Origin of the sequence: Cupriavidus basilensis OR16 (assembly GCF_000243095.1) — a bacterium.
GTDB classification, from domain to species: domain Bacteria; phylum Pseudomonadota; class Gammaproteobacteria; order Burkholderiales; family Burkholderiaceae; genus Cupriavidus; species Cupriavidus basilensis_D.
The window spans coordinates 136,522-162,554 of record NZ_AHJE01000042.1; the positions used below are offsets into that span (position 1 = coordinate 136,522).

The window sequence follows — 26,033 nt, forward strand, 5'->3', positions numbered from 1 at the left end:
CCCGGGGCGGCCCCGAAGGCCGCCCCGCGCGCTTAGTGGGCCTCCTCCCAGTTGCTGCCGGTGCCAACCTCGGCCACCAGCGGCACACGCAGTTCGGCCACGTTGCACATCAGTTCCGGCAACTTCAACTTGACCAGCTCCAGCTCGGACTGCGGCACTTCCAGCACCAGTTCATCGTGCACCTGCATGACCTGGCGCGTACCCAGGCCATCGCGCTCCAGCCAGTCCTGCACCGCGATCATCGACAGCTTGATCAGGTCGGCGGCAGTACCCTGCATCGGCGCGTTGATGGCGGCACGCTCGGCCCCCTGGCGGCGCGGGCCGTTGCCACCGTTGATGTCCGGCAGCCACAGGCGGCGGCCGAACACGGTCTCGACAAAGCCCTGCTCGCGCGCGGTCTGGCGCGTTTCTTCCATGTACCGCGCCACACCGGGATAGCGCATGAAATAGCGGTCGATGTAGTGCTTGGCGGCCTCGCGCTCGATGCCCAGGTTGCCGGCCAGGCCAAAAGCGCTCATGCCGTAGATCAGGCCGAAGTTGATGACCTTGGCGTAGCGGCGCTGCTCGCTGCTGACGGCGTCCGGCGTCACGCCGAAGATCTCCGCGGCGGTGGCGCGGTGCACGTCCTCGCCCTCGGCGAACGAGCGCATCAGGTTCTCGTCGCCCGAGATATGGGCCATGATGCGCAGCTCGATCTGCGAGTAGTCGGCCGACACGATCACGTTGCCCGGCCCGGCGATGAAGGCCTCGCGGATACGCCGGCCTTCCTCGGTGCGTACCGGGATATTCTGCAGGTTGGGCTCGGTGGAGGCCAGCCGGCCGGTCACCGCGGTGGTCTGCCCATAGCTGGTATGCACGCGGCCGGTGGCCGGGTTGACCATCTTCGGCAGCTTGTCAGTATAGGTGGACTTCAGCTTGGCCAGGCCGCGGTAGTCCAGCAGCAGCTTGGGCAGCGGGTAATCCTCGGCCAGCTTCTGCAGCACCTCTTCGTCGGTGGACGGCGCGCCGCTGGCGGTCTTCTTGACCACCGGCAGCTTCATCTGGCCGAACAGGATCTCGCCGATCTGCTTGGGCGAGCCCAGGTTGAAGGGCTGGCCCGCGGCCTCATACGCGGCCTGCTCCAGCGTCAGCATGCGCTGGCCGAGCTGCGTGCTTTGCGCGCCCAGGCGCTCGGCGTCGATCAGCACGCCGTTGCGCTCGATCTTCTGCAATACCACCGAGACCGGCATCTCGATCTTTTCGTAGACGTAATGCACGCCCTGCAACGCCTCGACCTGCGGGTACATATTGCGGTGCAGGCGCAGGGTGACGTCGGCATCCTCGGCGGCGTATTCAGTGGCGCGCGCGATGTCGATCTGGTCGAAGCCGATCTGGCTCGCGCCCTTGCCGCACACTTCCTCGTAGCTGATGGTCTTCAGGCCAAGCAGGCGCTCGGCCAGGCTGTCCATGCCATGGTTGCGGTGCGACGCCAGCACGTAGCTCTGCAGCATGGTGTCGTGCACGATGCCGCGCAGGCTCACGCCATGATTGGCGAAGACATGGGCGTCGTACTTCAGGTTCTGGCCGACCTTGCCGCGCGACGGGTCTTCCAGCCAGGCGCGCATGCGCGCCAGCACGGCCTCGCGCGTGAGCTGGCCGTTGGCCTCCAGGCCCACCACATCCGGGCCGCGGTGCGCCACCGGGATATAGCAGGCTTCGCCCGGCTCGATCGACAGCGAGATGCCGACCAGTTGCGCCTGCATCGGCTCCAGCGAGGTGGTCTCGGTGTCGATGGACACCAGCGGAGCGGCTTCGATGCGCCGCATCCAGGCCTCCAGCGCCGCCTCGGTCGCCACGGTCTCGTAGCGGATCTGGGCCGGGGCCGGAGCGCTGTCGAACAGGCCGCCCTGGGCCGGGCCCGGATCGGCCGCCGCCGCACCGCCTGCCGCGGCAGGCTGCGCCGCGCTGGCGCGTGCCAGGGCACGCGGGTTGGGCAGGCTCTCGCCGGAGGCCTCGCGCAGCCAGGTCTTGAAGCCATAGCGCGCGAAGAAGTCGATCAGCCTGTCCTTGTCCTCGTTGCCGCCCTTGAGCTGGTGGAAATCGGCCAGCGAGCTGGTCAGGTCGCAATCCACCTTGACCGTCACCAGCTCGCGCGCCTTGGGCAGCCACTCCAGCGTATTGCGCAGGTTCTCGCCCACCACGCCCTTGATGCCGGGGGCGCCCGCCATCACATCGTCGAGCGTACCGTATTCGGTGAGCCATTTGACCGCGGTCTTGGGGCCCACCTTGGGCACGCCCGGCACGTTGTCCACGGCATCGCCGATCAGTGAGAGATAGTCGACGATGCGATCGGGCGGCACGCCGAACTTGGCGGCCACGCCGGGCGGGTCGAGGATTTCGCCGCTCATGGTGTTGACCAGCGTGACGTGGTCGTCGACCAGTTGCGCCAGGTCCTTGTCGCCGGTGGAGACCACCGTGCGCATGCCTTCGGCGGTGGCCCGGCGCGCCAGCGTGCCGATCACGTCGTCGGCCTCCACGCCTTCCACCACCACGATGGGCCAGCCCAGCGCGCGCACCGCTTCGTGGATCGGCTCGATCTGCTTGGCCAGGTCCTCGGGCATCGACGGGCGATGCTCCTTGTACGCCGGATACAGGTCGTCGCGGAAGGTCTTACCCTTGGCGTCGAACACGCAGGCGCTATACTCTGCCGGGAAATCGCTGCGCAGCTTGCGCAGCATATTGATCATGCCGTAGATTGCCCCTGTGGGCAGGCCCTCACCGTTCCTCAGGTCCGGCAGCGCATGATACGCACGATACAGATAGCTCGACCCATCGACGAGCAAGAGTGTTTTTGGACTATCCGACATTCCCATGGACTCAAAATTGACTGGTGCCGCCGCAGGCGGTGCGAACGCCGCCCCCCCTTCCGACGCAGCCGGCGCCGATAACCCGGCGGCGGCCCTCAAGCAGGCCGCGCAAGGCAGTATTACCACCGCGGCCGATATGGACGTGAACGTGACGGTCAGCGCTGCTGCCGATGGCCCGGGAGATACATCTCCCGCCGCCGGCATCCGCGCCAACCCACGCAAGATGATTCCCAGCCTGCGTGCGCTGGCCGACGAAGACCGCGCGACTGCAAAAAAAGCGCGCGCTTCGTGGCAAATGTTCACGATTATGGCAGAGTTCATCGAGGCAACCGAGTACCTTTCGGAGATCCGCCCGGCGGTCTCGATCTACGGCAGCGCGCGCCTGCGCGAGGATTCGCCTTACTACCAGCGCACCATCGAGATCGCTCGCCTGTTCTCCGACGCCGGCTTCGCCGTGATCTCGGGCGGTGGCCCGGGCATCATGGAAGCGGCCAACAAGGGCGCCCACGCGGGCAAATCGGCCAGCGTGGGCCTGAACATCGAGCTTCCGCACGAGCAGCAAGGCAATCCCTACCAGGACATCGCCATGCGCTTTCGCCACTTCTTCACGCGCAAGGTGACCTTCGTCAAGAATTCGGACGCCTTTATCGTGATGCCGGGCGGCTTCGGCACGCTCGATGAGCTGGCCGAAGTGCTGACCCTGGTGCAGACCGGCAAGTCCCGCTCCGTGCCGGTGGTGCTGTTCGGCAGCCGGTTCTGGAAGGGCCTGCTCGACTGGTTCCGCTTCACGCTGCTGCCGATGGGCCTGATCGCCGAGCATGACCTCGACCTGATGAAGATCGTGGACGAGCCCCACGAAGTGCTCGAAGCGGTATATGAGTACTACGAGCAGCGCGGCGGCGACAACCCGATCCCGCCCAAGGAAGAGATGTTCTACCTCTGAGCCGGGTCGGCCAGGCGGCTGCCTGGCCCGCCGCCCGCCCCGCAAAGGTGCCCGCCGGGTCACCGCGAGGAGCCCGGCGCGGGCAGGAATTGCTAGAATGGAACCCTGACACACTGCGAAAGCCCGGCGTCGCCGGGCTGCAGCGCCATTTGTGGTGCAGCATGCCCTTGGCCTGCTGCACTGCATAGGAGCCTTCGATGACCTCCCCCTCACTCCTGGCCACCGCACGTGCGGCAGAGCCGGAGCCGTTTGGAGCCCCCCGTCCGGTCGCCGCCCGCGCGCTGGCGCTCGCGGTATTGCTGGCGCTTGGCGCCCCGGCCGCGGTGATGGCACAGCAGCCGGCCGAGCAGGCAGGCGGCGCACTGACCCAGCAAGAGCTGAACCAGATCAACAACCGGCCGATCACCACGCCGGCCAAAACCTAGCTGAACCAGCCGCGCGAACCGAGCTTCCAGCTCGATGAGCGGGATGGCACCCAGATCCGGGAATACAAGAACAAGGGCCAGGCCACCGATATCGAGGTCAAGTCCGGCATTACCGTCAGTCAAAGTGTTGCAATTCTGAGTGCCGGCAATCCGGGGCTTGACGTCCCGGCTCCGGCGTCCCGATTTTCGCTTTCTGAATTCTGCTTGCTGTTTCCCGATTTCCCACGACCCTGCCAGATGATCACGGCGGGGCCGCGCCGGCGCTTCCGGCATTCATGCCGCGAAAGCCAAGCTCTGCTTGCGCCCGCCGCCATCCGTTTCGATTCACACAAAGAGTATGGCCGTATTCACCACGGTCTCGCCGGACGAGATCGCCAGTTGGCTCCTTGATTACAACCTGGGCAAAATGCGCGACTTGCGCGGCATTGCCTCGGGCATCGAGAACAGTAACTTCTTCCTGACCATGGAGCAGGACGGCGTCACACGCGAGTACGTGCTGACCATCTTCGAACGCCTGACGTTCGAGCAGCTGCCGTATTACCTGCACCTGATGGCCCACCTGGCCGCGCACGACATCCGCGTACCGGCGCCCATCCCGGGCCGCGACGGCGAGATCCTGCGCGCCCTCAAGGGCAAGCCGGCGACCATTGTCACGCGGCTGCCGGGCGGCTCGCAGCTGGCGCCCGGCGCCGGGCATTGCGCGCAAGTGGGCGACATGCTCGCCCGCATGCACCTTGCCGGGCAGAGCTATCCGCGCCAGCAGCCCAACCTGCGCAGCCTGCCTTGGTGGCAGCAGACGGAAGGCGAGATCCTGCCCTTCCTGGATGCCGGCCAGCAAGCGTTGCTGCGCGAGGAACTGGCCCACCAGAGCGCTTTCTTCGGCAGCGCGGATTACGCGGCGCTGCCCGGCGGCCCTTGCCATTGCGACCTGTTCCGCGACAATGCGTTGTTCGAGCAGGATCCTGCCGGCCAGGAGAAACTGGGGGGCTTCTTCGACTTCTACTTCGCCGGCAACGACAAGTGGCTGTTCGACCTGGCCGTCACCGTCAACGACTGGTGCATCGACCTGGCCAGCGGCACGCTCGACGCCGCCCGCGCCCAGGCACTGCTGCGGGCTTATCATGCCGTGAGGCCGCTGGGCCCCATCGAGGCGCAGCACTGGCGCGACATGCTGCGCGCCGGCGCACTGCGCTTCTGGATTTCCCGCCTGTGGGACTTCTACCTGCCACGCGAGGCCGACATGCTGCAACCGCACGACCCCACGCATTTTGAACGCATCCTGCGCCGGCGCATCGAAGCCGCCGCGCTGCCCTGGACCTGACCGTCATGCAATTACTGGAAGTCTCCGCCAAGGAAGGTTACGTCTGGTTCCGCCAGGGTGTCTGGCTGTTCCGCAAGAACCCGCTCGCTTTCCTGATGTTGTTGTTTGTCTACCTGATCGCCGCGCAGCTGGCCGTGTTCGTGCCGTTGATCGGCATCATCGCGCTGCTGGTGGTCACCCCGGGGCTGTCGGTCGGCATCATGACCGCCTGCCGCGAGGTGATCCTGAACAAGCGTGTGCTGCCTACCGTGTTACTGGCGGGATTTCGCGGCAATGGCAAGCAAGCCAGCCGCAACCTGCTGGTGCTGGGCGGCATCTATGCCGGCCTGGTGTTCGTGCTGAGCCTGATCGCGGGCAGCCTGGTGGACATCAGCACGCTGGTGCCGATCCTGCTCAAGGAAGAAGCGCCGTCGGCGGAATCCGTGCGGCAGCTCTACTTCGCGCTGATGATCGGGGCCGCGCTGTACACGCCCATCGCCATGCTGTTCTGGTTTGCGCCGCTGCTCACCGCGTGGCACAACGTGCCGCCGGTCAAGGCGCTGTTCTTCAGCTGGACCGCGTGCTGGCGCAACCGTGGCGCGTTCCTGGCCTATGGCGTGGTGTTCGCGGTCTTGCTGGTGGCGGTGCCTTTCTTTCTCGAGGCGTTGTTCGGCGCCTTGGGGGCCGAGGCGGTGCTGTCCTTCCTGGTCACGCCGTATTCGCTGCTGATGCTGGCGATCATGTACTGCTCGTTCTACGCCACCTACCGCGGCTGCTTCAATGTCGTGCCGGAAGAAGCCGCCGGCAGGCCGGACCTGGCCGCCTGAAGGCCGGTCACGCGGCTTGCAGGCCGAACAGCCGGGCCGCGTTTCGGTCCGGCGCCTCGGCCAGCGGCCCCAGCCACTCCCACACCTTGCGCTGCAGGCCGGCATAGTCGGCCTCGGCCTCGTGATTGGTCCACGGCCAGTCCGATCCCCATAGCAAGCCTTGCTCGCCCAGGCAGTGGTGCCAGCCGGCCACCACGCCCGCCAAGTCTGCCGCCACGCGATACGGCGCGCTCAGCTTGACGTAGACCGCCCGCTGCCCGCGCCAGTGCGCGGCGCAAGCCAGCGTCGGCGCGTCTGCCTGCGCGCCGAGCGCGGGCTTGCCGAAATGATCCAGCACCAGCGCAATGGGCACCGCCGGCAGCCATGCCTGCACCGCAGGCAGGCGGCCCGGATCGGTGTGCAGCTCCAGGTGCCAGCCCAGCGCGTGGGCCGCCTCCAGCAGCGCGGGCCAGCGCGCATCGCGCCATGACGCGTCGTTGTGCCGCCCGACCATATTCCAGCGCAGGCCGCGCACGCCCAGGCCATGCAGCCGTGCCAGTTCCCCGGCGGACGCCTCCGGACCCACAACGCAAACACCACGCAGCGCGGACGAAGCCGCCAGCGCCGTTTCCAGCTCGCTGTTGTCGCTGCCGAAAAAGCTCGGCTGCACCACCACACCCGCGCGCACGCCATGCGCCCCGGAGATAGCTTGCCACTGCGCCAGGCTGGCGCCGTAGGCAGGCCGGTAGCGCGCGCCGCCCACGGCGGGGGCACCTGCGGAAAACACGTGGAAGTGGGTATCGATCTGGAACATGTTCTGGCCCAAGGAACGGCGCATGCCGCCATGAATGGTAGCGCCTGGCCGTCTCGTGGCGGCCAGGCGTCCGGTGGTTGACACCAGTGCCCCTCCATTCTATGCTCTAGTCCTATAGATGACTAGAGTCCTCGACAGCGCGCAGCCGCCGGGGCACTCACCACCGAAGACAAGCATGCCCGACCGTTCCGCTCTGCCGGCCCTCATGGGAGCCGCCCTCGACGCCTCGCCAGCCAGCCAGGCGGCGCCACGCTGGGCCCGCATCGCCACGGCGCTCAAAGGCCGCATCCTGGCCGGCGAATGGGCTTCCGGCACCGCCATTGCGGCCGAGAGCGCGCTGGCGGAACACTACGGCGTGGCGCTTGGCACCATGCGCGCCGGCATTCAGGCGTTGGTGGACGAAGGCTTGCTGGAACGCGTGCATGGCCGCGGCACCTTCGTGCGCGGCGCGCTGACCGGCGCCACCATGGCGCGGTTCTTCCGCTTTGGCGATGCTGGCTCGGAGATCCCCGAGTCGCGCATCGTGTCGCTGCGCACGCTGGCGGCCCCGGCGGATGTCGCCGTGCAGCTTGGGCTGGCCGCGGGCACGCCGGTGCTGCGCGTGCTGCGCCAGCGCGGCTGGGAAGGACAGGTCCGGCTGCTCGAGACCATCTGGCTGCCGACGGCGCTGTTCGGCGCGCTGGCCACGCTCAAGCCAGCCGAGTTCGCGCCCCTGCTCTATCCGATGTATGCCGAGCGTTGCGGCGTCACGGTCGGCCGCGCCGTCGACGACTTGCGCTTCACCCGGCTGGGCGCGCGCGAGGCGGCCCAGTTGAACTTGCCAGAGGGCCATCCCGCCCTGGCGGTCAGCCGCGTGGCGTTCGACCTCGCAGGCAGGCGCGTGGAGTTCCGTCAGACACTCGGCAATGCCGACGATTTCCACTATCGCGCCGAAGTGCGCTGAACCCGCGCGCGCTGGCGCCGCCGCAGGCGCGGTCCGGCGCGGCACCCATACCTACATATCCCGAGGAGACCCATGCAATTCCCGATCCGTCTTTGCGCCGCCGCCCTGTGCTGGCTCGCCGCCGGCACCAGCGGCTTTGCGCACGCACAGGCCTGGCCTGCGGCCAAGCCCATTAGGCTGGTGGTCACCTACGCGCCCGGCGGCGGCGCCGACACCATGGCCCGCATGATCTCGCCGCGCCTGGGCCAGGAGCTGGGCCAGACCATCGTGGTGGACAACCGGCCCGGCGCGGGTGGCCAGATCGGTACGGACCTGGTCGCGAAGTCGGCGCCGGATGGCTATACGGTGCTGCTCGATGCCGCCTCGTTTGCCGCCAACCCCTCGCTCTACAAGCGGCTGCCCTACGACCCGGTCAAGTCCTTCATCCCGGTCTCGGTGCTAGCGCTGTATCCCAACATGCTGGTCGTGAACCCGCAGTTCCCGGCCAAGACCACGCAGGAGCTGATCGCGATGGCACGCGCCAAGCCGGGCACCATTGCCTATGCGTCCTCGGGCAACGGCTCGGCCCAGCACCTGGCGGGCGCCCTGTTCGCGCAGCGCATGAAGCTGGATCTGCTGCACGTGCCGTACAAGGGCGGCGGCCCGGCCATGGCCGATGTGATTGCCGGGCAGGTGCCGGTGTTCTTCGCCAACACGGCGTCGGGCCTGCAGCATGTGCGCGCGGGCAAGCTGCGCGTGCTGGGCGTGACCGGCGCCAAGCGCACGGCCATCCTGCCGGACACGCCGACGCTGGCCGAGGCAGGCGTGCCGCGCTATGAAGTCTACGAGTGGAATGGCGTGTTCTTGCCGGCGGGTACGCCGCCGGAGATCGTCAAGCGCCTGTCGGACGCGATCCGCAAGGTCATCAACCTGCCGGAGAATCGCGAGCGCGTGACCAGCCTGGGCGGGGAGATCGTGGCCGGTACGCCGGCCGAGGCGGCGAAGTTCATCCAGGCCCAGACAATCGAATGGGCCAAGGTGATCAAGGAAGGCAACATCCAGCTGGACTGATGCCCTGCCTGGCCACCCGTGCACTCAGTCGATCGGGTCCAGCTTGGCGACCGACAGCATCAGCCATTTGGCGCCGTGGCGCTTGAACTTGATGTTCGCGCGGGCGGCTTCGCCCTCGCCTTCCAGCCCGGCGATCACGCCCTCGCCGAACTTGTTGTGGAACACGCTCTGGCCAATGCGCAAGCCGGAGCCGGCCTGGCGCTTGGCGTCGGCGTAGCCGTTGCCGGTGTCCATGCCGCCGGTAGGCTGGGTGCCCGAGTAGGGAACGTCCTCCGCCTTCTTGAACCAGTCGCGGCCCCAGCCGCCCTCGTTCTGCTGGCGGCGCTGGGAACCACCGCCACCGCCATAGGCCTGCGCGGGCGGCATCAGCCACTTGAGCGATTCCTCGGGCAACTCCTCGAAGAAGCGCGAGCGCACGTGGTAGCGCATCTGCCCGTGCAGCACGCGGCTTTGCGCGAACGAGAGATAGAGCCGCGCGCGCGCGCGCGTGATCGCCACGTACATCTCAGCGAGGCATGGGTAAGGAAGGCCACCAGCGGGGTCATCACCACCGGCAGCGCCTCGGGATCCAGCACCTGCTGGGCCTGGTCGCCCTCGGCCAGCGCGGGCAGCGGCTGCGCGCCATCGCGCCCAACGGGAATCGCGCTCGCCAGTGCATCCAGGCCAAATCCTTCTTCCATCACGAACGCCTGTGCGGCCGTCACCAGTTCCTGCAAGTTCTCGATGCGGTCCTGGCCTTCTTTTTCGGCGCGATAGTGCGTGATCAGGCCGCTGGTGTTGGTCACGTACTCGACCGTTTCCGGCAGCGTCATGCGGCGTGTCTCGGCGCGCATCTGCTCGATCAGGCGGACGAAGGCGCCAAGCGTGCTGCCAGCCTTGCCGGGCACGAAGGCCACGGCCTCGGCCAGCGAGCAGTCGTACTGGCGCGCCGCATCCTGCAGGGCTTCCAGCGAGCGCGCGCCGATGCCGCGCGTGGGGAAATTCACCACGCGGCCGAAGGCGGCGTCGTTGCGCGGGTTTTCCAGCAACTGCAGGTAGGCGAGCGCATGCTTGACTTCGGCACGCTCGAAGAAGCGCAGGCCGCCGTACACGCGGTAGGAAATGCTGGCCGAGAAGAGCGCGTGTTCGATCACCCGCGACTGCGCATTGCTGCGGTAGAGGATGGCGATTTCCGAGCGGCTCATGCCCTGCGCGATCAGGTCACGGATTTCCTCCACGATCCAGCCGGCTTCCTGGCCGTCGGTGCCGGCCTGGTACACCCGTACCGGCTCGCCGTGGCCCGCATCGGTGCGCAGGTTCTTGCCCAGGCGGCGCGAATTGTGGGCAATCAGGTGGTTGGCCGAATCCAGGATGTGGCCATGGGAGCGGTAGTTCTGCTCCAGCTTGATCATGTGGCGCACGCGGAACTCGTGCTCGAAGTCGCGCATATTGCCGACATTGGCGCCGCGGAATGCGTAGATGCTCTGGTCGTCGTCGCCCACCGCGAATACGGCGGCGGGATTTTGCGTGCCAAAGCCAGCCAGCATCTTGAGCCACTGATACTGCAGCACGTTGGTGTCCTGGAACTCGTCCACCAGCACATGGCGGAAACGGTGCTGGTAGTGCTGGCGGATCGCATCGTTGTAGCGCAGCAACTCGTAGCAGCGCAGCAGCAGCTCCGCGAAGTCGACCACGCCTTCACGCTGGCACTGCACATCGTAGGCGGCGTAGAGATCGACAAAGCGGCGGTTGAAGTCGTCGTTGGCCTCCACGTCGGCCGGGCGCAGGCCTTGCTCCTTGGCGTTGTTGATGAAGTACTGCAGGTTCTTGGCCGGGTACTTCTCATCATCCACGTTCAGCGACTTGAGCAGGCGCTTGAGCGCGGAGAGCTGGTCCTGGCTATCGAGGATGGCGAAGGTCTGCGGCAGGCCGGCGTCGCGGTAATGCGCGCGCAGCATGCGGTTGCACAGCCCGTGGAAGGTGCCGATCCACATGCCGCGCGTGTTGATCGGCAGCATCGACGTCAGCCGTGTCATCATCTCCTTGGCGGCCTTGTTGGTAAAGGTCACCGCCAGCAGGCCGGCGGGCGACACCCGGCCGTTCTGGATCAGCCAAGCGATGCGGGTGGTCAGCACGCGCGTCTTGCCGCTGCCCGCGCCAGCCAGGATCAGCGCCGGCTCGTCGGGCAAAGTGACGGCGGCTAGTTGTTCAGCATTGAGATTGGCAAGCAGGTCGGACATCGGGGAGGCCTTGTGGAGTGCCCCGAATTATACCGGGGCGCCTCTCGTGGCCGTGGGGCCCCCGCTACCGGATGGGGGAATCGTCCGGGGACGGGCCGGGAACCACACAAAGCGGCACGAAAAATGGCTTGCGATCCCCTCGCGAGAGGGAAGCCGGAGACTTTCAGGCAGGGCAAAGCACCGGCAAAATGACGCCGCGATGCCGAGCTCGGGCCGAAATCGCGCGCCCTCCACCCGCCTCCCCTATAATTTGACGTTTTCCCGGCGCGTTGCCCCTCTCCGCCTGGCCCGCAGAATCCGACGTAATCATCGACATCCGAGCATGACCGCCCAAGACCAGTCCCTTGCCAAGAGCTTCGAACCCGCCGCCATTGAGGCCAAGTGGGGCCCAGAGTGGGAGAAGCGCGGCATCGCGAAGCCGACCCTCGATCCGGATCGTCCGGACTTCTGCATCCAGCTGCCCCCGCCCAATGTGACCGGCACGCTGCACATGGGCCATGCCTTCAACCAGACCATCATGGATGGCCTGGCCCGCCACGCCCGCATGACCGGCGCCAACACCCTGTGGGTGCCGGGCACCGACCACGCCGGCATCGCGACCCAGATCGTGGTGGAGCGCCAGCTGGAAGCACAGGGCGTGTCGCGCCATGAACTCGGCCGCGAGAAGTTCACCGAGAAGGTGTGGGCCTGGAAGGAAGAGTCCGGCTCGACCATCACGCGCCAGATCCGCCGCATGGGCGCCTCGATCGACTGGAGCCATGAGTACTTCACGATGTCGCCGGAGATGTCCCAGGCGGTCACCGAAGTGTTCGTGCGCCTGTACGAGCAGGGCCTGATCTACCGTGGCAAGCGCCTGGTGAACTGGGATCCGGTGCTCGGCACCGCGGTGTCCGACCTGGAAGTGGACAGCGTCGAGGAAGAAGGCTCGATGTGGCATATCCGCTATCCGCTGGCCGAGGCAGATACCGTGCACGGCCTGACCCACCTGACGGTTGCCACCACCCGCCCCGAGACCATGCTGGGCGACGTGGCCGTGATGGTGCACCCGGAAGACGAGCGTTATGCGCACCTGATCGGCAAGTTTGTGCGCCTGCCGCTCGCCGGCCGCGATATCCCGGTGATCGCCGACGACTACGTCGATCGCGCATTCGGCACGGGCGTGGTCAAGGTGACTCCCGCCCACGATTTCAACGACTATGCGGTTGGCCAGCGCCACAAGCTGCCGCAGCTGTCCATCCTGACGCTAGACGCCAGGATTGTCGCCGACGCGCCTGCCGCCTACGCCGGGCTGGACCGCTTCGAAGCGCGCACACGCATCGTGGCGGATCTGGACGCCCAAGGCCTCCTGGCCGAGGTCAAGAAGCACAAGCTGATGACGCCGCGCAGCGAGCGCACCGGCAGCGCGATCGAGCCGATGCTGACCGACCAGTGGTTCGTCGCCATGAGCAAGCCGGCGCCGGACGGCACGTTCCACCCGGGCCGCTCGATTGCCGAAGTGGCGCTGGACGCCGTGCAGAGCGGCGAGATCAAGCTGATCCCCGACAACTGGAACAGCACCTACAACCAATGGCTGGAGAACATCCAGGACTGGTGCATCTCGCGCCAGCTGTGGTGGGGCCACCAGATTCCGGCCTGGTACGACGAGGCCGGCAAGTGCTTCGTCGCCCGTACCGAGCAAGAGGCGGTGGCCAAGGCGAGCGCGGCCGGCAGCACCGGCCCGCTGCGCCGCGAAGACGACGTACTCGACACCTGGTTCTCGTCGGCACTGGTGCCCTTCTCGTCGCTGGGCTGGCCCGCCGAGACGCCCGAGTTGCAACATTTCCTGCCGTCGTCGGCACTGGTTACCGGTTACGACATCATCTTCTTCTGGGTGGCGCGCATGGTCATGATGACCAAGCACTTCACCGGCAAGGTGCCGTTCCATACCGTCTATGTGCACGGTCTGGTGCGGGATTCGGAAGGCAAGAAGATGAGCAAGTCCGAGGGCAACACCCTGGACCCGGTCGACCTGATCGATGGCATCGAGCTCGAGCCGCTGCTCAAGAAGCGCACCACCGGCCTGCGCCGTCCCAAGGACGCGCCCAAGATCGAGAAAAAGACCAAGAAGGAATTCCCCGAAGGCATTCCGGCGTTTGGTGCCGATGCGCTGCGTTTCACCTTCGCCTCGCTGGCCACGCTGGGCCGTAACATCAACTTCGACACCGGCCGCTGCGAAGGCTATCGCAACTTCTGCAACAAGCTGTGGAACGCCACGCGCTTCGTGCTGATGAACACCGAAGGGCACGACTGCGGCATGGGCCCGTGCAGCAACGACTGCGGACCCGACGGCTACCTGCACTTCTCGCAGCCGGACCGCTGGATCGTATCGCTGCTGCAGCGCGTCGAGGCCGAGGTGGAGAAAGGCTTTGCCGAGTACCGCTTCGACAATATCGCCAGCGCCATCTACAAGTTCGTCTGGGACGAGTACTGCGACTGGTACCTGGAACTGGCCAAGGTCCAGATCCAGAACGGCACCCCCGCGCAGCAGCGCGCCACCCGCCGCACGCTATTGCGCGTGCTCGAAACCGTGCTGCGCCTGGCCCACCCGATCATCCCCTTCATCACCGAAGAACTGTGGCAGAAGGTAGCGCCGCTGGCCGGCCGCGCCAAGGGCGACGGCAGCGAGACACTGGCGCTGCAGGCCTACCCGCTGCCGGCCATCGCCAAGATCGACGAGGCCGCCGAACAATGGACCGCGCAGCTCAAGGCCGTGGTCGACGCCTGCCGCAACCTGCGCGGGGAGATGAACATCTCGCCGGCCCAGCGCATCCCGCTGTATGCCGAAGGCGACAGCGCGTTCCTGACGTCGGCCCAGGCCTATGTGCAGGCGCTGGCGAAACTTTCCGAGGTCAAGGTGTTCGAAGATCAGAATGCCCTGATGGCAGAAGGTGCCGGTGCGCCGGTGGCCATCGTTGGCGGCAACCATCTGTTGCTCAAGATCGAAATCGACGTCGCCGCGGAACGCGTGCGCCTGTCCAAGGAAATAGAGCGCATCAGCGCCGAACTCGGCAAATGCCGTGGCAAGCTGTCCAACGAGAGCTTCGTCGCCAAGGCACCGCCCGCCGTAGTCGCGCAAGAAACCCAGCGTCTGTCGGATTTCGAACAGACGCTGGTCAAGCTGCAGGATCAACTTCAGCGTTTGCCGGCATGAGCTTTGCATCACCAGCAGGGTTGTCTACACCGAATTGATAAGGAAACCTGATATGGAAACCCGCGTCACCAAGGCTGTCTTCCCGGTAGCCGGTCTCGGCACTCGTTTTTTGCCGGCTACCAAGGCAAGCCCGAAGGAAATGCTGCCGGTGGTCGACAAACCCCTGATCCAGTACGCCGTGGAAGAAGCCATGGCTGCTGGCATCACCGAGATGATCTTCGTCACCGGCCGCTCCAAGCGCGCCATCGAGGATCACTTCGACAAGGCCTACGAGCTCGAGGCGGAGCTCGAGGCAAAGAACAAGCAAGCCCTGCTCACCCTGGTGCGCTCGATCAAGCCGTCGCACGTGGAGTGTTTCTACGTGCGCCAGCCCGAGGCCCTTGGCCTTGGCCACGCCGTGCTGTGCGCGGAAAAGCTGGTGGGCGACGCGCCGTTCGCCGTGATGCTGGCCGATGACTTGCTGGATGGCGAGCCGCCGGTCATGAAGCAGATGGTGGACTTGTACGGCCACTACAACTGCTCGGTGCTGGGCGTGGAAGAGATCGCGCCGGAGCAGAGCCGCTCCTACGGCGTGGTGGATGGCCGCGAATGGGACGAAGGCGTGATCAAGGTGTCGGACATCGTCGAGAAGCCCGCGCCCGAGAACGCACCGTCCAACCTGGGCGTGGTTGGCCGCTACATCCTGACCCCGCGCATTTTCGACCATATCCGCAACCTCAAGCCGGGCGCGGGCGGCGAGTTCCAGCTCACCGATGCCATCCAGTCCCTGCTCAGCCAGGAACAGGTGCTGGCCTACCGCTACAAGGGCACGCGCTACGACTGCGGCAGCAAGCTGGGCTACCTGAAGGCCACCGTGGAATTTGCGCTCAAGCACCCGGAGGTGATGGACGAATTCGGCACCTACCTGCGCGCGCGCATCAATAACATCTGAACATCCGGAACCATGAAAAAAGCCGCGGAAACGCGGCTTTTTTCATGGTCGCGGGCGACCCGCGCCGCCCTGGCTTCAACGCCGGCGCATGTAGAACACGAACACCTTGTCCACTTCCTGGTGCGACAGCAGCTCGTTGCCGGTCTGCTTCGCAAACGCCTGGAAGTCACGCGTGGCGCCGGGATCGGTGGCGAGAATCTTGAGAACGTCGCCGCTGGGCATGTCGGCCAGCGCCTTCTTGGTACGCAGGATCGGCAGCGGGCAGTTCAGGCCCCCTCTGGAACTCCATTCCTCTCTTCCTTGGTTCTGGGCGCTCAGGGCCGTCATGGTCATGGGAACCGTGCCTGCCGCTGCCGCATCTGTGGCTATGGCCGGTATTGTAGCGAAATGCCCGGCTGCCCCAGGCCATCGCGCCGGCGCGGGTCGGCAATGTCCTCGCCGGTCTGGCGATCGAAGAAGCGCACCGGATGGCCGCGCGAGGCCAGCCAGTCCGCTACCGCGAAGCCGGTGCCCGCCGACCAGATCCGCATGTCCTCCGGTGCCACCAGCTTGTAGTCGACCAGTTCCTCGGACAACACGATCGTGCCGCTCGCCTGCACGTGGTAGGCGATGATCAGCTCGTTCTTGCGCATGAACTCGTACACGCCGATCAGGGATACCGAATGCGCGTCCAGGTTGGTTTCTTCCTTGAGCTCCCGCGCCACGCCCTGCTCCGGCGTCTCGTCGCGCTCCATGAAGCCGGTTACCAGCGCGAACATCTTTTCCGGCCACGCGGCGTTGCGCGCCAGCAGCAGCTTGCCTTCATATTCCACCACCGCGGCCAGCACGGGCAGCGGGTTATTCCAGTGGACAAAGCCGCACTCTGGCTGGATGCAGGCGTCGCGTTCGCGGCCGGAATGCGGCAGCACCTCCAGCGGCGAGCCACATTGCGGACAATATCGGTAGACGGGCATGCGGGGCTCCTGTTTTTGTGATCTTGTTATGTTGTCATTTTATAAGGACGGCGGCGTTCACGCGCCGCAGGCCACGCGCATATCCGCGGCCAGCGCCTCGACCGTTTCCGGCTGCAGGTCCCACGAGCACATGAAGCGGCAGCCGCCGGCACCGATAAAGGTGTAAAAGCGCCAGCCCTTGGCATGCAGGGCCTCGATGGCCGCGAGCGGCAGCTCGGCAAAGACGGCGTTGGACTCGGTCGGGAACATGATGCGCACGCCGGGGATGCTGGCGATGCGCGCATGCAGCAACTGCGCCATGGCGTTGGCATGGCGGGCGTTGCCAAGCCACACATCGTTCTCGAGCAGGCCCAGCCACGGGGCCGAGATAAAGCGCATCTTGGAAGCCAGTTGCCCGGCCTGCTTGACGCGGTATGCAAAGTCCTCGGCCAGCTTACGGTCGAAGAACACCACCGCCTCGCCTACCGGCAGGCCGTTCTTGGTGCCGCCGAAACACAGCACGTCCACCCCCGCGCGCCAGGTGATCTCCGACGGATGCACGCCGAGCGACGCCACCGCATTGGCAAAGCGCGCGCCGTCCATGTGCACGCGCAACTGGCGGCGCTTGGCGATGGCGGCAATGGCACGCACTTCTTCCACCGTGTACACCGTGCCGACCTCCGTCGACTGCGTCAGCGACACCACCTTGGGCTTGGGATAGTGGATGTCCGAGCGGCGTGTCACCAGCGCTTCCACTGCATCGGGCGTGAGCTTGCCGTTGGCGCCTGGCGCGGTCAGCAGCTTGGAGCCGTTGGAGAAAAACTCCGGGCCACCGCACTCGTCGGTCTCGATGTGCGCCAGTTCATGGCAGATCACCGAGTGGTAGGACTGGCACAGCGCGGACAGCGCCAGCGAGTTCGCCGCGGTACCGTTGAAGACGAAGAACACCTCGCAATCGGTCTGGAACAGGTCGCGGATCCGGTCGCAGACTTTTTGCGTCCACGAATCGTCGCCGTAGGCCTGCTCGTGGCCGCTGCCGTTGGCTTCGAGGAAATACTTGAGCGATTCCGGACAGAAGCCGGCGTAGTTGTCGGAGGCGAAATGCTGCATGGGGAGATCCGTGGCGGGTGGCGAGGCGCGTGCCGTGGGCGTCGGGGCTTGTGGCCCTTGGCCCGGGGCGGTTTTTTTGTCTGCGGCGTAGCTGCGCGTGGCTTACTTCTTGTCAGCCCACAGCTGGCCGCCGGTGGCCCAGTTCTCGCGCTTGATGTCGGTGATGATGATATCCACGGCCGAGGCCGAGCAGCCGAGGGTTTCGCAGGTAACGCGGGTGACTTCCTCGACCAGCTTGCGCTTTTGCTCAATGGTGCGGCCTTCGAAGAGTTCTACGTGGTAAGTCGGCATGGCTTTGTTTCCTGTTTCCTGTTGTCGTTTTGTTTCTCGTTGTCCCTTGCTGCCTGCCCTGGCGATGCGCGCAGGGAGCTACCAGCATCCGCAAGGTCAATCGCGGTACGAAGCATCGATTCTATCGAGTTTGCGCAACAGCGATGGCCATTCCAGTTCGCCCTCGACCGCGCCGCCGTCGTACAGCTGCTCGGAAGCGCGTTGCGCCAGCGCGTGCGGCGGCTGCACGACCTGTCCGCCAGCCTGCGCGCCGATCTGGATCTCGCAGGCCTTGATGAGCGTCGCCATCAGCACGTAGGCCTCGCCCACCGTGCGGCCCGCCGTCAGCGTGCCGTGGTTGCGCAGCAGCATGGCGGGATGCTGGCCGAGCGAGGCCGTCAGCCGCGCGCCCTCGGCGGGCGTGAAAGCCAGGCCTTCGTAGTCGTGATAGGCCAGCCGGCCGTAGAAGCGCAAGGCGTGCTGCGAGAGCGCCAGCAGGCCGCAGGCCTGGGCCGAGACCGACACGCCGGCGCTGTTGTGCAGATGCATCACGCACACGGCATCGGGGCGTGCCGCATGCACCGCGCCATGCAGCGCGAAGCCGGTGACGTTGACCGCATGCGTGCTGTCGCCCACCACCTCGCCGCGGCCATTGATCTTGACCAGGTCGCTGGCGCGGATCTCGTCGAAGGCAAAGCCGAAGGGGTTGATCAGGAAGTGATCGGGCTCGCCGGGAACGGTCGCCGAGATATGCGTGTAGATCAGGTCGTCCCAACCCTGCAGGGCGCAGAGACGATAGGCCGCTGCCAGGTCGACCCGCATGCGCGACTCGGCTTGCGCGACTGGCTGAGAAGCGGACGGAGAAGCGGACGGAGAAGCGCCCGCAGCACGGGCGGGTTGCAAGGCAAAGGACATGTTCGGCTCCTGCGCCGCGCGTGTCGCGCGCCGGTTCTGCCAACCGGCGCCGGGGGCGGCAAAGGCGATACTGTAGCGCAAGCCGGGAGTGGCGTCAGGGTGCGCGCCGGCGCCTTGGCGGGGCCTCGTTACCCGCGTGATGGCCGGCATTGTTGCCGGCTCATCCATGCGAAGATCGCGCCACCCAGCAGCAGGGCCGCCACCGCGCAGCCGAGCGAGGCCGCGAAGCCGCCGGTGCGCGCCACCAGCGCCGTGGCGAGCGGCGGCCCGACGATCTGGCCGAGGCCGTAGCTGGCGGTCATCAGGCCCATCAGGCGCTGCGCCTGCGCGCCCCACAGCCGCCGCGCCTCGCGCATGGCAAACGACACCAGCGCATTGAACGGCAATCCGGCCAGCACGCTGCTGAGCGCGAAACCCGCCACCGTTGGCCAGACCACCGCAATGGCCACGCCGATCGCCTGCACCACATAGGTAAAGGCCAGCAGGCGGCGATTGTCGTGCTCCGTGCTGACGCGCGAGGCCGCGAAGGCCCCGATGGTCACCCCCACGCCGAAGATGGGCCAGAACAGGTCGGCCCACAGCGAGCCCGGCATGGCTTGGCGCGCAATCACCGGCAAGAAGGTGGCGGTGATGATATAGCCAAAGCCCGCTAGGCCGTAAGCGCAGGTCAGCAGCCAGGTCTCGCGGCCCAGCCGCGGCGCCGCTTGCGCCGGCGCCGCCAGGCCGGCAGCGCGCGCGCCGCGCGGCGCGGGCGTGAAGACATGCCAGACCGCGCCGACCAGCAGCACCGCCAGCGCGCTAAAGGCCAGCCAGCCCCAACTGGCCGGCCAGCCGGCACTCACCATGGCAAAGACGGAAACGCCCGTGATGACGATGCCGATGCCCGGCCCGCAGAAGATCACGCCGCCCAGCGGTGCCCGGCCCAGTTCGGCCAACCGGTGCATGCACCAGGCCGAGCCGTAGACCATGACCATCGCGCTGGCCACGCCGGCCGCCGCGCGCCACACGCCCCAGGCCGCCATGCCGCCGGGAGCGGCCATGCCAAGCGTTAGCAGGACAGTGACCACCATGCCAATCCGGACCATGCGCGCCGGGTCGGGCCGGATGAACAAGCAGGCCGCGGCGCCGGCGAAGTAGCCCAGGTAATTCAGCGTGGCCAGCCAGCCGCCCTCGCCCAGCGTGACGCTGCCGTCGTGCAGCATCATGGGCAGCAGCGGCGTAAAGGCGAAGCGGCCAACGCCCATCGCCACGCCCAGCGCCACCAGCCCCGCCAGGGCCACGGCCCAGACGCCGGGCTGCGCCTGCGCGGCAGCGTCGCGGGACGCGAGTGTGGATGTGGATTTCATAGGCGCATGCTACGCTCGGATCCGAGAGCCTAAAAATGAATAATTGAGAACACAATCATCTTTATCTGAGATGATCATTTGTTCGTCGCCGCTTCGCCACCTCGTCGCCGTCACGTCATCAACACACCTTGCAAGGGGATCGCAATGGACCTGGCTTCCCTGGAAATCTTCCGCGCCGTGGTGGAGCAAGGCGGCGTCACCCGCGCCGCCACCCGCCTGCACCGCGTGCAATCCAACGTCACCACCCGCATCCGCCAGCTGGAGGCGTCGCTCGGCGTCGAGCTGTTCCTGCGCGATGGCAAGCGCATGGTGCTGACCCCGGCCGGACAGACCTTGTTCGACTACGCCCGGCGCGTGCTGGACCTGGCGGAAGAAGCGCGCCAGGCCGTGCTGCCGGCCAAGCCGCAAGGCCGCCTGCGCATCGCCTCGATGGAAAGCACGGCGGCCAGCCGCCTGCCCGCCGTGCTGGCCGCCTATCACCAGGCGTGGCCGGACGTGGAACTTGAGCTGGTGACCTGCCCCACGCGCCAAGCCTTGCAGGCGCTAGCGCGCTTCGAGGTGGACTGCGCCTTCGTGGCCCAACCGCTGGACGACCCGGCGCTGGCGTCGCTGCCGGCGTTCGAGGAAGAGCTGGTGCTGATCGCGCGCGAGCGCCATGCCCCCATCCACAGCGCTGCCGACCTGGAAACGCGCACCATGCTGTCCTTCGAGTCTGGCTGCAATTACCGTGGCCGGCTCGAAGCCTGGTTCGGCGCCAGCGGCAGCCCGCCGCGCCGGGTGCTGGAACTCGGCTCGTATCACGCCATCATTGCGTGCGCCGCAGCCGGCATCGGCGTAGCGATTGTGCCGCGCTCGGTACTTGGCCTGTACCGCGACCTGCCCAGGATCAGCCTCCACGACCTCGGCCCGGCGGGCCGGGTCACCACGTTGCTGGCCTGGCATCCGGCCATGGTCAACACCGCGCTGGGCGCCTTGGCCGACACATTCAGGGCGGCCGCGCCCGGGATGGCAGCGGCGGCCTGAGACTGCCGGCCACGGTGTTGCACCGGCAAGATGTGCCCGGTCGCCTACACTGGAAGTGGCGCCGCGTTTGCACTTCTCGTGCCGGCGTCACTGCCATGAAGCCTGTCCCGATGCGCCTGCGATGGCTTTTCGCGACCGCCTGGCTAGCCCTCGCTGCCTTGGTGGCGACGCCGCTGGTCTCCGTCACGCCGGCCAATGCGCAGGCGAGCCCGCCCGCGCGGCCAGCGCCGGTACCTACATCCTCTACGCCAGCCATATCGCCGCGATGGCGCCCGGCACCAACCTGGGCGCGGCCAGCCCGGTGCAGATCGGCATCGGCGGCCCGCAAAAGCCGGAGGCGACCCCGGCCTCGGCCCCCCGCTCCGGCCGGCGCGCCGCCACAGGACACCATGGAGCGCAAGCAGATGCACGATGCCTCGGCCTATATCCGTGGCCTGGCACAGTTGCGCGGGCGCAATGCCGAGTGGGGCGAGCGCGCGGTGCGCGAAGCGGTCAGCCTGTCGGCCAGCGAGGCAGTGGCGCAGAAGGTCGCCGACCTGATCGCGCCCGACCTGCCCGCGCTGCTGCGGGCGGTGGATGGCAAGCACATCCAGGCCGCCGGTGTGGACCGCGTGCTGCGCACCGCGCATGCGCCGGTGCAGGTGCTGGAGCCGGACTGGCGCGACCGCTTCCTGGCGGTCATCACCGATCCCAGCGTGGCCCTGATCCTGATGATGGCCGGCGTCTACGGCCTGATTTTCGAGTTCTCCACGCCGGGCATGGTGGTGCCCGGCATCGGCGGCGCAATCTGCCTGCTGCTGGCGCTGTTCGCGCTGCATATGCTGCCCGTCAGCTACGCAGGCCTGGGGCTGATCGCGCTGGGCATCGGCTGCATGGTGGCGGAGCTATATCTGCCCACCTTTGGCGCGCTGGGGGTGGGCGGCATCATTGCCTTCATCTTCGGGGCCGTGATGCTCATCGATACCGACGTGCCCGGCTTCGGCATTCCGCCGTGGCTGATCGGCAGCCTGGCGCTGGCCAGCGCGGTGTTCCTGTTCGCCGTCTGGACGTTGCTCTGGCGCGCGCGGCGCATGCCCGCGATCAACGGCGGTGACGCGATGATCGGCGCGCCTGGCGTGATGCTGGAGGATCTCCGGGAAGACGGCTGGGCCGAAGTGCGCGGCGAGCGCTGGCGCGTACATAGCGCGCGGCCGCTGGCGCGCGGCGAGCCGGTGCTGGTCATCGGGCGCAATGGGCTACTGCTTGAAGTGCGCGCGCTGGACGCAGCGCAATCCACAACTGGCACGATTCACCCATCCTCGCAAGGAGCATGATCATGGCATTCGGATTCAGCGCAGGCGGTCTGGTCTTCATCATTGCCCTGCTCATCGTCTCGTCCATCCGCGTGCTGCGCGAGTATGAGCGTGGCGTGGTGTTCATGCTGGGACGCTTCTGGAAGGTCAAAGGGCCGGGGCTGGTGATCCTGATCCCGGCGGTGCAGCAGATGGTGCGCGTGGACTTGCGCACGGTGGTGATGGACGTGCCGCCGCAAGATGTGATCTCGCGCGACAACGTGTCGGTGAAAGTGAACGCGGTGGTGTACTTCCGCGTGATCGACCCGGAGCGCGCCATCATCCAGGTGGCGAATTTCCTCGAGGCCACCAGCCAGCTGGCGCAGACCACACTGCGCTCGGTGCTGGGCAAGCACGAACTCGACGAAATGCTGGCCGAACGCGAGCAACTCAATATCGATATCCAGAAAGCGCTCGATGCACAAACCGATAGCTGGGGCATCAAGGTTTCCAACGTGGAGATCAAGCACGTCGACCTCAACGAAACCATGATACGGGCCATTGCACGCCAGGCCGAGGCCGAACGCGAGCGGCGCGCCAAGGTCATCCATGCCGAGGGCGAGTTGCAGGCTTCGGTGAAGCTGCTGGAAGCCGCCCAGATGCTGGCGCGGGAGCCGCAGGCGATGCAGCTGCGTTATCTGCAGACGCTCACGCAGATCGCCGGGGACAAGAGCTCGACCATCGTGTTTCCGCTGCCGATCGATATCTTGACGCTGGTGGGCAGGCTGAGCCGGCAGGAGACATGAAAAAAGGCGCCGAAGCGCCTTTCTCCACGATGCTGCAAAAGCGCATCAAGCTCCGACCTTGCCCGCGACCCACTCGCCGACACCTGCCAGCGCCTGCGGCAGGTTGGCCGGCTCGGTGCCGCCAGCTTGCGCCATGTCCGGACGGCCGCCGCCCTTGCCGCCGACCTGCTGCGCGACAAAGTTGACCAGTTCGCCGGCCTTGACCTTGGCGGTAGCATCGGCGGTCACGCCGGCGATCAGGCTGACCTTGCCGTCTGCCACCGCGCCCAGCACGATGGCCGCGGTGCCCAGCTTGTCCTTGAGCTTGTCCATGGTCTCGCGCAGCGTCTTGACGTCGGCGCCGTCGAGCTGGGCTGCCAGCACCTTGATGCCCTTGACGTCGATGGCTTGCGCGGCGAGCTCGTCGCCTTGCGAGGCGGCCAGCTTGCTCTTGAGGCGTTCCAGTTCCTTCTCCAGCGCGCGCACTTGCTCCTGCACCTGGCCGATACGCGGCACCAGTTCGGACGGCTGCGCCTTGAGCGCGGCGGCGGCTTCGTTCAGCTTGGCATCCAGCGCTTGCAGATAGTGCAGCGCGTTGTCGCCGGTGATGGCTTCGACGCGACGGATGCCCGCTGCCACGCCGCCTTCCATCACGATCTTGAACACGCCGATATCGCCGGTGCGGCTCACGTGGGTGCCGCCGCACAGTTCCTTGGAACTGCCGATCGACAGCACGCGCACGTCGTCGGCGTACTTCTCGCCGAACAGTGCCATGGCACCGCTCTTCACGGCGTCGTCGAACGGCATGACTTCAGCGCCGGTAGCTGCGTTCTGCAGGATCTCGGCATTGACGATTTCCTCGACGCGGCGAATCTGCTCGTCGGTCATGGAAGCGTTGTGCGAGAAGTCGAAGCGCGTCTTGTCGGCGTCGACCAGCGAGCCCTTTTGCTGCACGTGGCTGCCCAGCACTTCACGCAACGCCTTGTGCATCAGGTGGGTGGCCGAGTGGTTGCGCACGGTGCGCGCGCGGCGCTGTGCGTCGACCTGCGCGGTGACGCTATCGCCGACCTTGAGCGCGCCGCCCGCCAGGGTGCCCTGGTGGCCGAACACATCGGCCTGCACCTTGGTGGTATCGACCACGCTGAATACCGCGCTGGCGCTCTTCAGTTCGCCCTGGTCGCCGGCCTGGCCGCCGGACTCGGCGTAGAACGGCGTGTTGTCCAGCACGATCACGCCGGTCTGGCCGGGCTGCATCGTGTCGACGGATGCGCCGTCCACGTACAGCGCGGTGATCGTCGCGCCGTCCACACCCAGCTTTTCGTAGCCGTGGAAGGTGGTCTTGTCGCCCTTGTACTCCAGGCCGGCCGCCATCTTGAACTTGCCGGCGGCGCGGGCCTGCTCGCGCTGGCGGTTCATGGCCGCGTCGAAGGCGGCTTCGTCCACCGTCAATTCCTGCTCGCGGCACACGTCCTGCGTCAGGTCCAGCGGGAAGCCAAAGGTATCGTGCAGCTTGAAGGCGAGTTCGCCGTCGAGCACCTTGCCGCCCTTGAGCTTGATATCGGCCAGTGCGGCATCGAGGATGGACATGCCGTTCTCGATGGTCTCGAAGAAACGCTCTTCCTCGGCCTTGAGCACCTGCACCACACGCGATTCAGCCTCGGCCAGCTCCGGATAGGCTTCGCCCATCTGCGCCACCAGGTCGGCCACCAGCTTGTGGAAGAACGGCGTCTTCTGACCCAGCTTGTAGCCGTGGCGGATGGCGCGGCGGATGATTCGGCGCAGCACGTAGCCGCGGCCTTCATTGCCGGGGATCACGCCATCGACGATCAGGAAGGCGCAGGCGCGGATATGGTCGGCGATGACCTTGAGCGAGTTCTGGTTGAGGTTATCGGTATGGGTCTCGCGCGCAGCACCCTTGATCAGGGCCTGGAACAGGTCGATCTCATAGTTGCTGTGCACGTGCTGCAGCACCGCGGCAATGCGCTCCAGGCCCATGCCAGTGTCGACGCAGGGCTTGGGCAGGCGCGGCATATTGCCTTGCTCGTCCCGGTTGAACTGCATGAACACCAGGTTCCAGATCTCGATGTAGCGGTCGCCGTCTTCCTCGGGAGATCCCGGGGGGCCGCCCCACACGTCAGGGCCGTGGTCGTAGAAGATTTCCGAGCACGGGCCGCAGGGCGCAGGGGCCGGTATCGGCCATCTGCCAGAAGTTGTCGGAGGCGTAGCGCGCGCCCTTGTTGTCGCCGATGCGCACGATGCGCTCGGGCGGCACGCCGACTTCCTTGGCCCAGATGTCATAGGCTTCGTCGTCTTCCGCGTACACCGTGACCCACAGCTTCTCGCCCGGTAGCTGGTAGACCTTGGTCAGCAGCTCCCACGCGTACTGGATCGCCTCGCGCTTGAAATAGTCGCCAAACGAGAAGTTGCCGAGCATTTCAAAGAAGGTGTGGTGACGCGCGGTGTAACCCACGTTCTCCAGGTCGTTGTGCTTGCCGCCGGCGCGCACCGAGCGCTGCGACGAAGTCGCGCGGGTGTAGGGGCGCTTGTCGGTGCCCAGGAACACGTCCTTGAACTGCACCATGCCGGAATTGGTAAACAGCAACGTCGGATCGTTCCCCGGCACCAGGCTGGACGAGCGGACCACGGAATGGCCCTTCGATTCGAAGTACTGCAAGAACTTGCTGCGGATGTCGGAGACTTTCATGTTCTGGGCAGGGCGTCCCACGGCGTGGCAGGGCGCTGTCGGTCAAGATGGATTTGCAAACCATTGATTATACGGGGAAGGCTCGCCGCGCGGCAGCCCGCCGGGGAATCGCCGCGCGCAGCCCGCAACGCCCAGTCCCGGCTGGCTCCCGGCTTCCCTGCGATGTGCTCCCGGCGGCTTGCCGGTGGTAAAGTGCTGCCTGTCCCAGCC

Annotated in this window: 18 protein-coding genes and 3 pseudogenes; 11 read left to right on the forward strand and 10 right to left on the reverse strand. The window is 66.5% G+C overall.

Annotated features, from left to right (window positions below; translation table 11 throughout):
- Positions 1-32 precede the first annotated feature (32 nt).
- Positions 33-2,846, reverse strand: coding sequence for a DNA polymerase I (gene polA / locus OR16_RS16050; protein ID WP_006158996.1), 2,814 nt, complete (start codon positions 2,844-2,846; stop codon positions 33-35).
- A 4-nt stretch (positions 2,847-2,850) separates the two neighbouring features.
- On the opposite strand from polA, the gene OR16_RS16055 reads away from it, so the two are divergent.
- The 4 genes from OR16_RS16055 (at position 2,851) to OR16_RS16070 (ending at position 6,341) form a co-directional block, all read left to right on the forward strand.
- A complete protein-coding gene (locus tag OR16_RS16055) occupies positions 2,851-3,789 on the forward strand; it encodes a TIGR00730 family Rossman fold protein (RefSeq protein WP_063709591.1) in 939 nt (312 codons plus the stop codon).
- Positions 3,790-3,986: 197 nt separating this feature from the next.
- Complete coding sequence (locus OR16_RS45835) at positions 3,987-4,214, forward strand: hypothetical protein (protein ID WP_006158998.1); 228 nt, start codon at positions 3,987-3,989, stop codon at positions 4,212-4,214.
- Positions 4,215-4,551: 337 nt separating this feature from the next.
- A complete protein-coding gene (locus OR16_RS16065) occupies positions 4,552-5,535 on the forward strand; it encodes a homoserine kinase (protein WP_006158999.1) in 984 nt (327 codons plus the stop codon).
- A gap of 5 nt (positions 5,536-5,540) precedes the next feature.
- The gene (locus OR16_RS16070; protein WP_006159000.1) at positions 5,541-6,341 is read left to right on the forward strand and encodes a BPSS1780 family membrane protein; all 801 of its coding nucleotides are present in this window, start codon (positions 5,541-5,543) and stop codon (positions 6,339-6,341) included.
- Between the two features lie 7 nt (positions 6,342-6,348).
- On the opposite strand, the gene OR16_RS16075 is transcribed toward OR16_RS16070, so the two are convergent.
- Positions 6,349-7,158 carry an amidohydrolase family protein gene (locus OR16_RS16075; protein ID WP_006159001.1) on the reverse strand — a complete coding sequence of 270 codons (810 nt, stop codon included), beginning with the start codon at positions 7,156-7,158 and terminating at the stop codon, positions 6,349-6,351.
- Between the two features lie 151 nt (positions 7,159-7,309).
- Here OR16_RS16075 and OR16_RS16080 point away from each other — a divergent pair, with 151 nt between their 5' ends.
- On the forward strand, positions 7,310-8,077 hold the full coding sequence (locus tag OR16_RS16080; protein WP_006159002.1) for a GntR family transcriptional regulator: 768 nt from the start codon (positions 7,310-7,312) through the stop codon (positions 8,075-8,077).
- A 72-nt stretch (positions 8,078-8,149) separates the two neighbouring features.
- Positions 8,150-9,127 carry a tripartite tricarboxylate transporter substrate binding protein gene (locus tag OR16_RS16085; RefSeq protein WP_006159003.1) on the forward strand — a complete coding sequence of 326 codons (978 nt, stop codon included), beginning with the start codon at positions 8,150-8,152 and terminating at the stop codon, positions 9,125-9,127.
- A gap of 24 nt (positions 9,128-9,151) precedes the next feature.
- Here the strand turns inward: OR16_RS16085 and OR16_RS16090 are convergent.
- Positions 9,152-11,346 (reverse strand): annotated as a pseudogene (locus OR16_RS16090) (UvrD-helicase domain-containing protein).
- A gap of 322 nt (positions 11,347-11,668) precedes the next feature.
- On the opposite strand from OR16_RS16090, the gene OR16_RS16095 reads away from it, so the two are divergent.
- The gene (locus OR16_RS16095) at positions 11,669-14,536 is read left to right on the forward strand and encodes a valine--tRNA ligase (RefSeq protein ID WP_006159004.1); all 2,868 of its coding nucleotides are present in this window, start codon (positions 11,669-11,671) and stop codon (positions 14,534-14,536) included.
- Between the two features lie 52 nt (positions 14,537-14,588).
- Positions 14,589-15,467, forward strand: coding sequence for a UTP--glucose-1-phosphate uridylyltransferase GalU (galU, locus tag OR16_RS16100; protein WP_006159005.1), 879 nt, complete (start codon positions 14,589-14,591; stop codon positions 15,465-15,467).
- A 75-nt stretch (positions 15,468-15,542) separates the two neighbouring features.
- Here galU and OR16_RS16105 read toward each other — a convergent pair whose 3' ends face one another.
- The 6 genes from OR16_RS16105 to OR16_RS16130 form a co-directional block, all read right to left on the reverse strand.
- Entirely contained in the window at positions 15,543-15,800 is a 258-nt protein-coding gene (locus OR16_RS16105) for a sulfurtransferase TusA family protein (RefSeq protein ID WP_006159006.1), read from the reverse strand.
- A gap of 32 nt (positions 15,801-15,832) precedes the next feature.
- Positions 15,833-16,420, reverse strand: coding sequence for an NUDIX hydrolase (locus OR16_RS16110; protein WP_006159007.1), 588 nt, complete (start codon positions 16,418-16,420; stop codon positions 15,833-15,835).
- 57 nt (positions 16,421-16,477) lie between these two features.
- Positions 16,478-17,509 (reverse strand): threonine aldolase family protein, encoded by a 1,032-nt coding sequence (locus OR16_RS16115; protein ID WP_006159008.1) that lies wholly within the window; start codon positions 17,507-17,509, stop codon positions 16,478-16,480.
- 102 nt (positions 17,510-17,611) lie between these two features.
- On the reverse strand, positions 17,612-17,800 hold the full coding sequence (locus OR16_RS16120; protein ID WP_006159009.1) for a 4-oxalocrotonate tautomerase: 189 nt from the start codon (positions 17,798-17,800) through the stop codon (positions 17,612-17,614).
- Between the two features lie 96 nt (positions 17,801-17,896).
- A complete protein-coding gene (locus tag OR16_RS16125; protein ID WP_043419981.1) occupies positions 17,897-18,694 on the reverse strand; it encodes a class II aldolase/adducin family protein in 798 nt (265 codons plus the stop codon).
- Between the two features lie 128 nt (positions 18,695-18,822).
- A complete protein-coding gene (locus OR16_RS16130) occupies positions 18,823-20,040 on the reverse strand; it encodes a YbfB/YjiJ family MFS transporter (protein ID WP_006159011.1) in 1,218 nt (405 codons plus the stop codon).
- Between the two features lie 144 nt (positions 20,041-20,184).
- Between OR16_RS16130 and OR16_RS16135 the strand changes: the two genes are divergently transcribed.
- The 3 genes and pseudogenes from OR16_RS16135 to OR16_RS16145 all read left to right on the forward strand — a co-directional run bounded on the left by OR16_RS16135 (position 20,185) and on the right by OR16_RS16145 (position 23,140).
- Entirely contained in the window at positions 20,185-21,063 is an 879-nt protein-coding gene (locus OR16_RS16135; protein ID WP_006159012.1) for a LysR family transcriptional regulator, read from the forward strand.
- Between the two features lie 211 nt (positions 21,064-21,274).
- A pseudogene (locus OR16_RS16140) lies at positions 21,275-22,376 on the forward strand (NfeD family protein); the annotation flags it as partial.
- A 2-nt stretch (positions 22,377-22,378) separates the two neighbouring features.
- A complete protein-coding gene (locus OR16_RS16145; protein ID WP_043419945.1) occupies positions 22,379-23,140 on the forward strand; it encodes a slipin family protein in 762 nt (253 codons plus the stop codon).
- Between the two features lie 45 nt (positions 23,141-23,185).
- Here the strand turns inward: OR16_RS16145 and alaS are convergent.
- A pseudogene (gene alaS, locus OR16_RS16150) lies at positions 23,186-25,823 on the reverse strand (alanine--tRNA ligase).
- Between the last annotated feature and the right edge of the window lie 210 nt (positions 25,824-26,033).

Coding starts and splice junctions, on each gene's coding strand:
- OR16_RS16095 (WP_006159004.1), top strand. CDS start 11,669: ATGACCGCCCAAGACCAGTCCCTTGCCAAGAGCTTCGAACCCGCCGCC.
- OR16_RS16120 (WP_006159009.1), bottom strand. CDS start 17,800: ATGCCGACTTACCACGTAGAACTCTTCGAAGGCCGCACCATTGAGCAA.
- OR16_RS45835 (WP_006158998.1), top strand. CDS start 3,987: ATGACCTCCCCCTCACTCCTGGCCACCGCACGTGCGGCAGAGCCGGAG.
- OR16_RS16055 (WP_063709591.1), top strand. CDS start 2,851: ATGGACTCAAAATTGACTGGTGCCGCCGCAGGCGGTGCGAACGCCGCC.
- OR16_RS16065 (WP_006158999.1), top strand. CDS start 4,552: ATGGCCGTATTCACCACGGTCTCGCCGGACGAGATCGCCAGTTGGCTC.
- OR16_RS16130 (WP_006159011.1), bottom strand. CDS start 20,040: ATGAAATCCACATCCACACTCGCGTCCCGCGACGCTGCCGCGCAGGCG.
- OR16_RS16135 (WP_006159012.1), top strand. CDS start 20,185: ATGGACCTGGCTTCCCTGGAAATCTTCCGCGCCGTGGTGGAGCAAGGC.
- OR16_RS16145 (WP_043419945.1), top strand. CDS start 22,379: ATGGCATTCGGATTCAGCGCAGGCGGTCTGGTCTTCATCATTGCCCTG.
- OR16_RS16075 (WP_006159001.1), bottom strand. CDS start 7,158: ATGCGCCGTTCCTTGGGCCAGAACATGTTCCAGATCGATACCCACTTC.
- OR16_RS16070 (WP_006159000.1), top strand. CDS start 5,541: ATGCAATTACTGGAAGTCTCCGCCAAGGAAGGTTACGTCTGGTTCCGC.
- polA (WP_006158996.1), bottom strand. CDS start 2,846: ATGTCGGATAGTCCAAAAACACTCTTGCTCGTCGATGGGTCGAGCTAT.
- OR16_RS16085 (WP_006159003.1), top strand. CDS start 8,150: ATGCAATTCCCGATCCGTCTTTGCGCCGCCGCCCTGTGCTGGCTCGCC.
- galU (WP_006159005.1), top strand. CDS start 14,589: ATGGAAACCCGCGTCACCAAGGCTGTCTTCCCGGTAGCCGGTCTCGGC.
- OR16_RS16125 (WP_043419981.1), bottom strand. CDS start 18,694: ATGTCCTTTGCCTTGCAACCCGCCCGTGCTGCGGGCGCTTCTCCGTCC.
- OR16_RS16115 (WP_006159008.1), bottom strand. CDS start 17,509: ATGCAGCATTTCGCCTCCGACAACTACGCCGGCTTCTGTCCGGAATCG.
- OR16_RS16080 (WP_006159002.1), top strand. CDS start 7,310: ATGCCCGACCGTTCCGCTCTGCCGGCCCTCATGGGAGCCGCCCTCGAC.
- OR16_RS16105 (WP_006159006.1), bottom strand. CDS start 15,800: ATGACCATGACGGCCCTGAGCGCCCAGAACCAAGGAAGAGAGGAATGG.
- OR16_RS16110 (WP_006159007.1), bottom strand. CDS start 16,420: ATGCCCGTCTACCGATATTGTCCGCAATGTGGCTCGCCGCTGGAGGTG.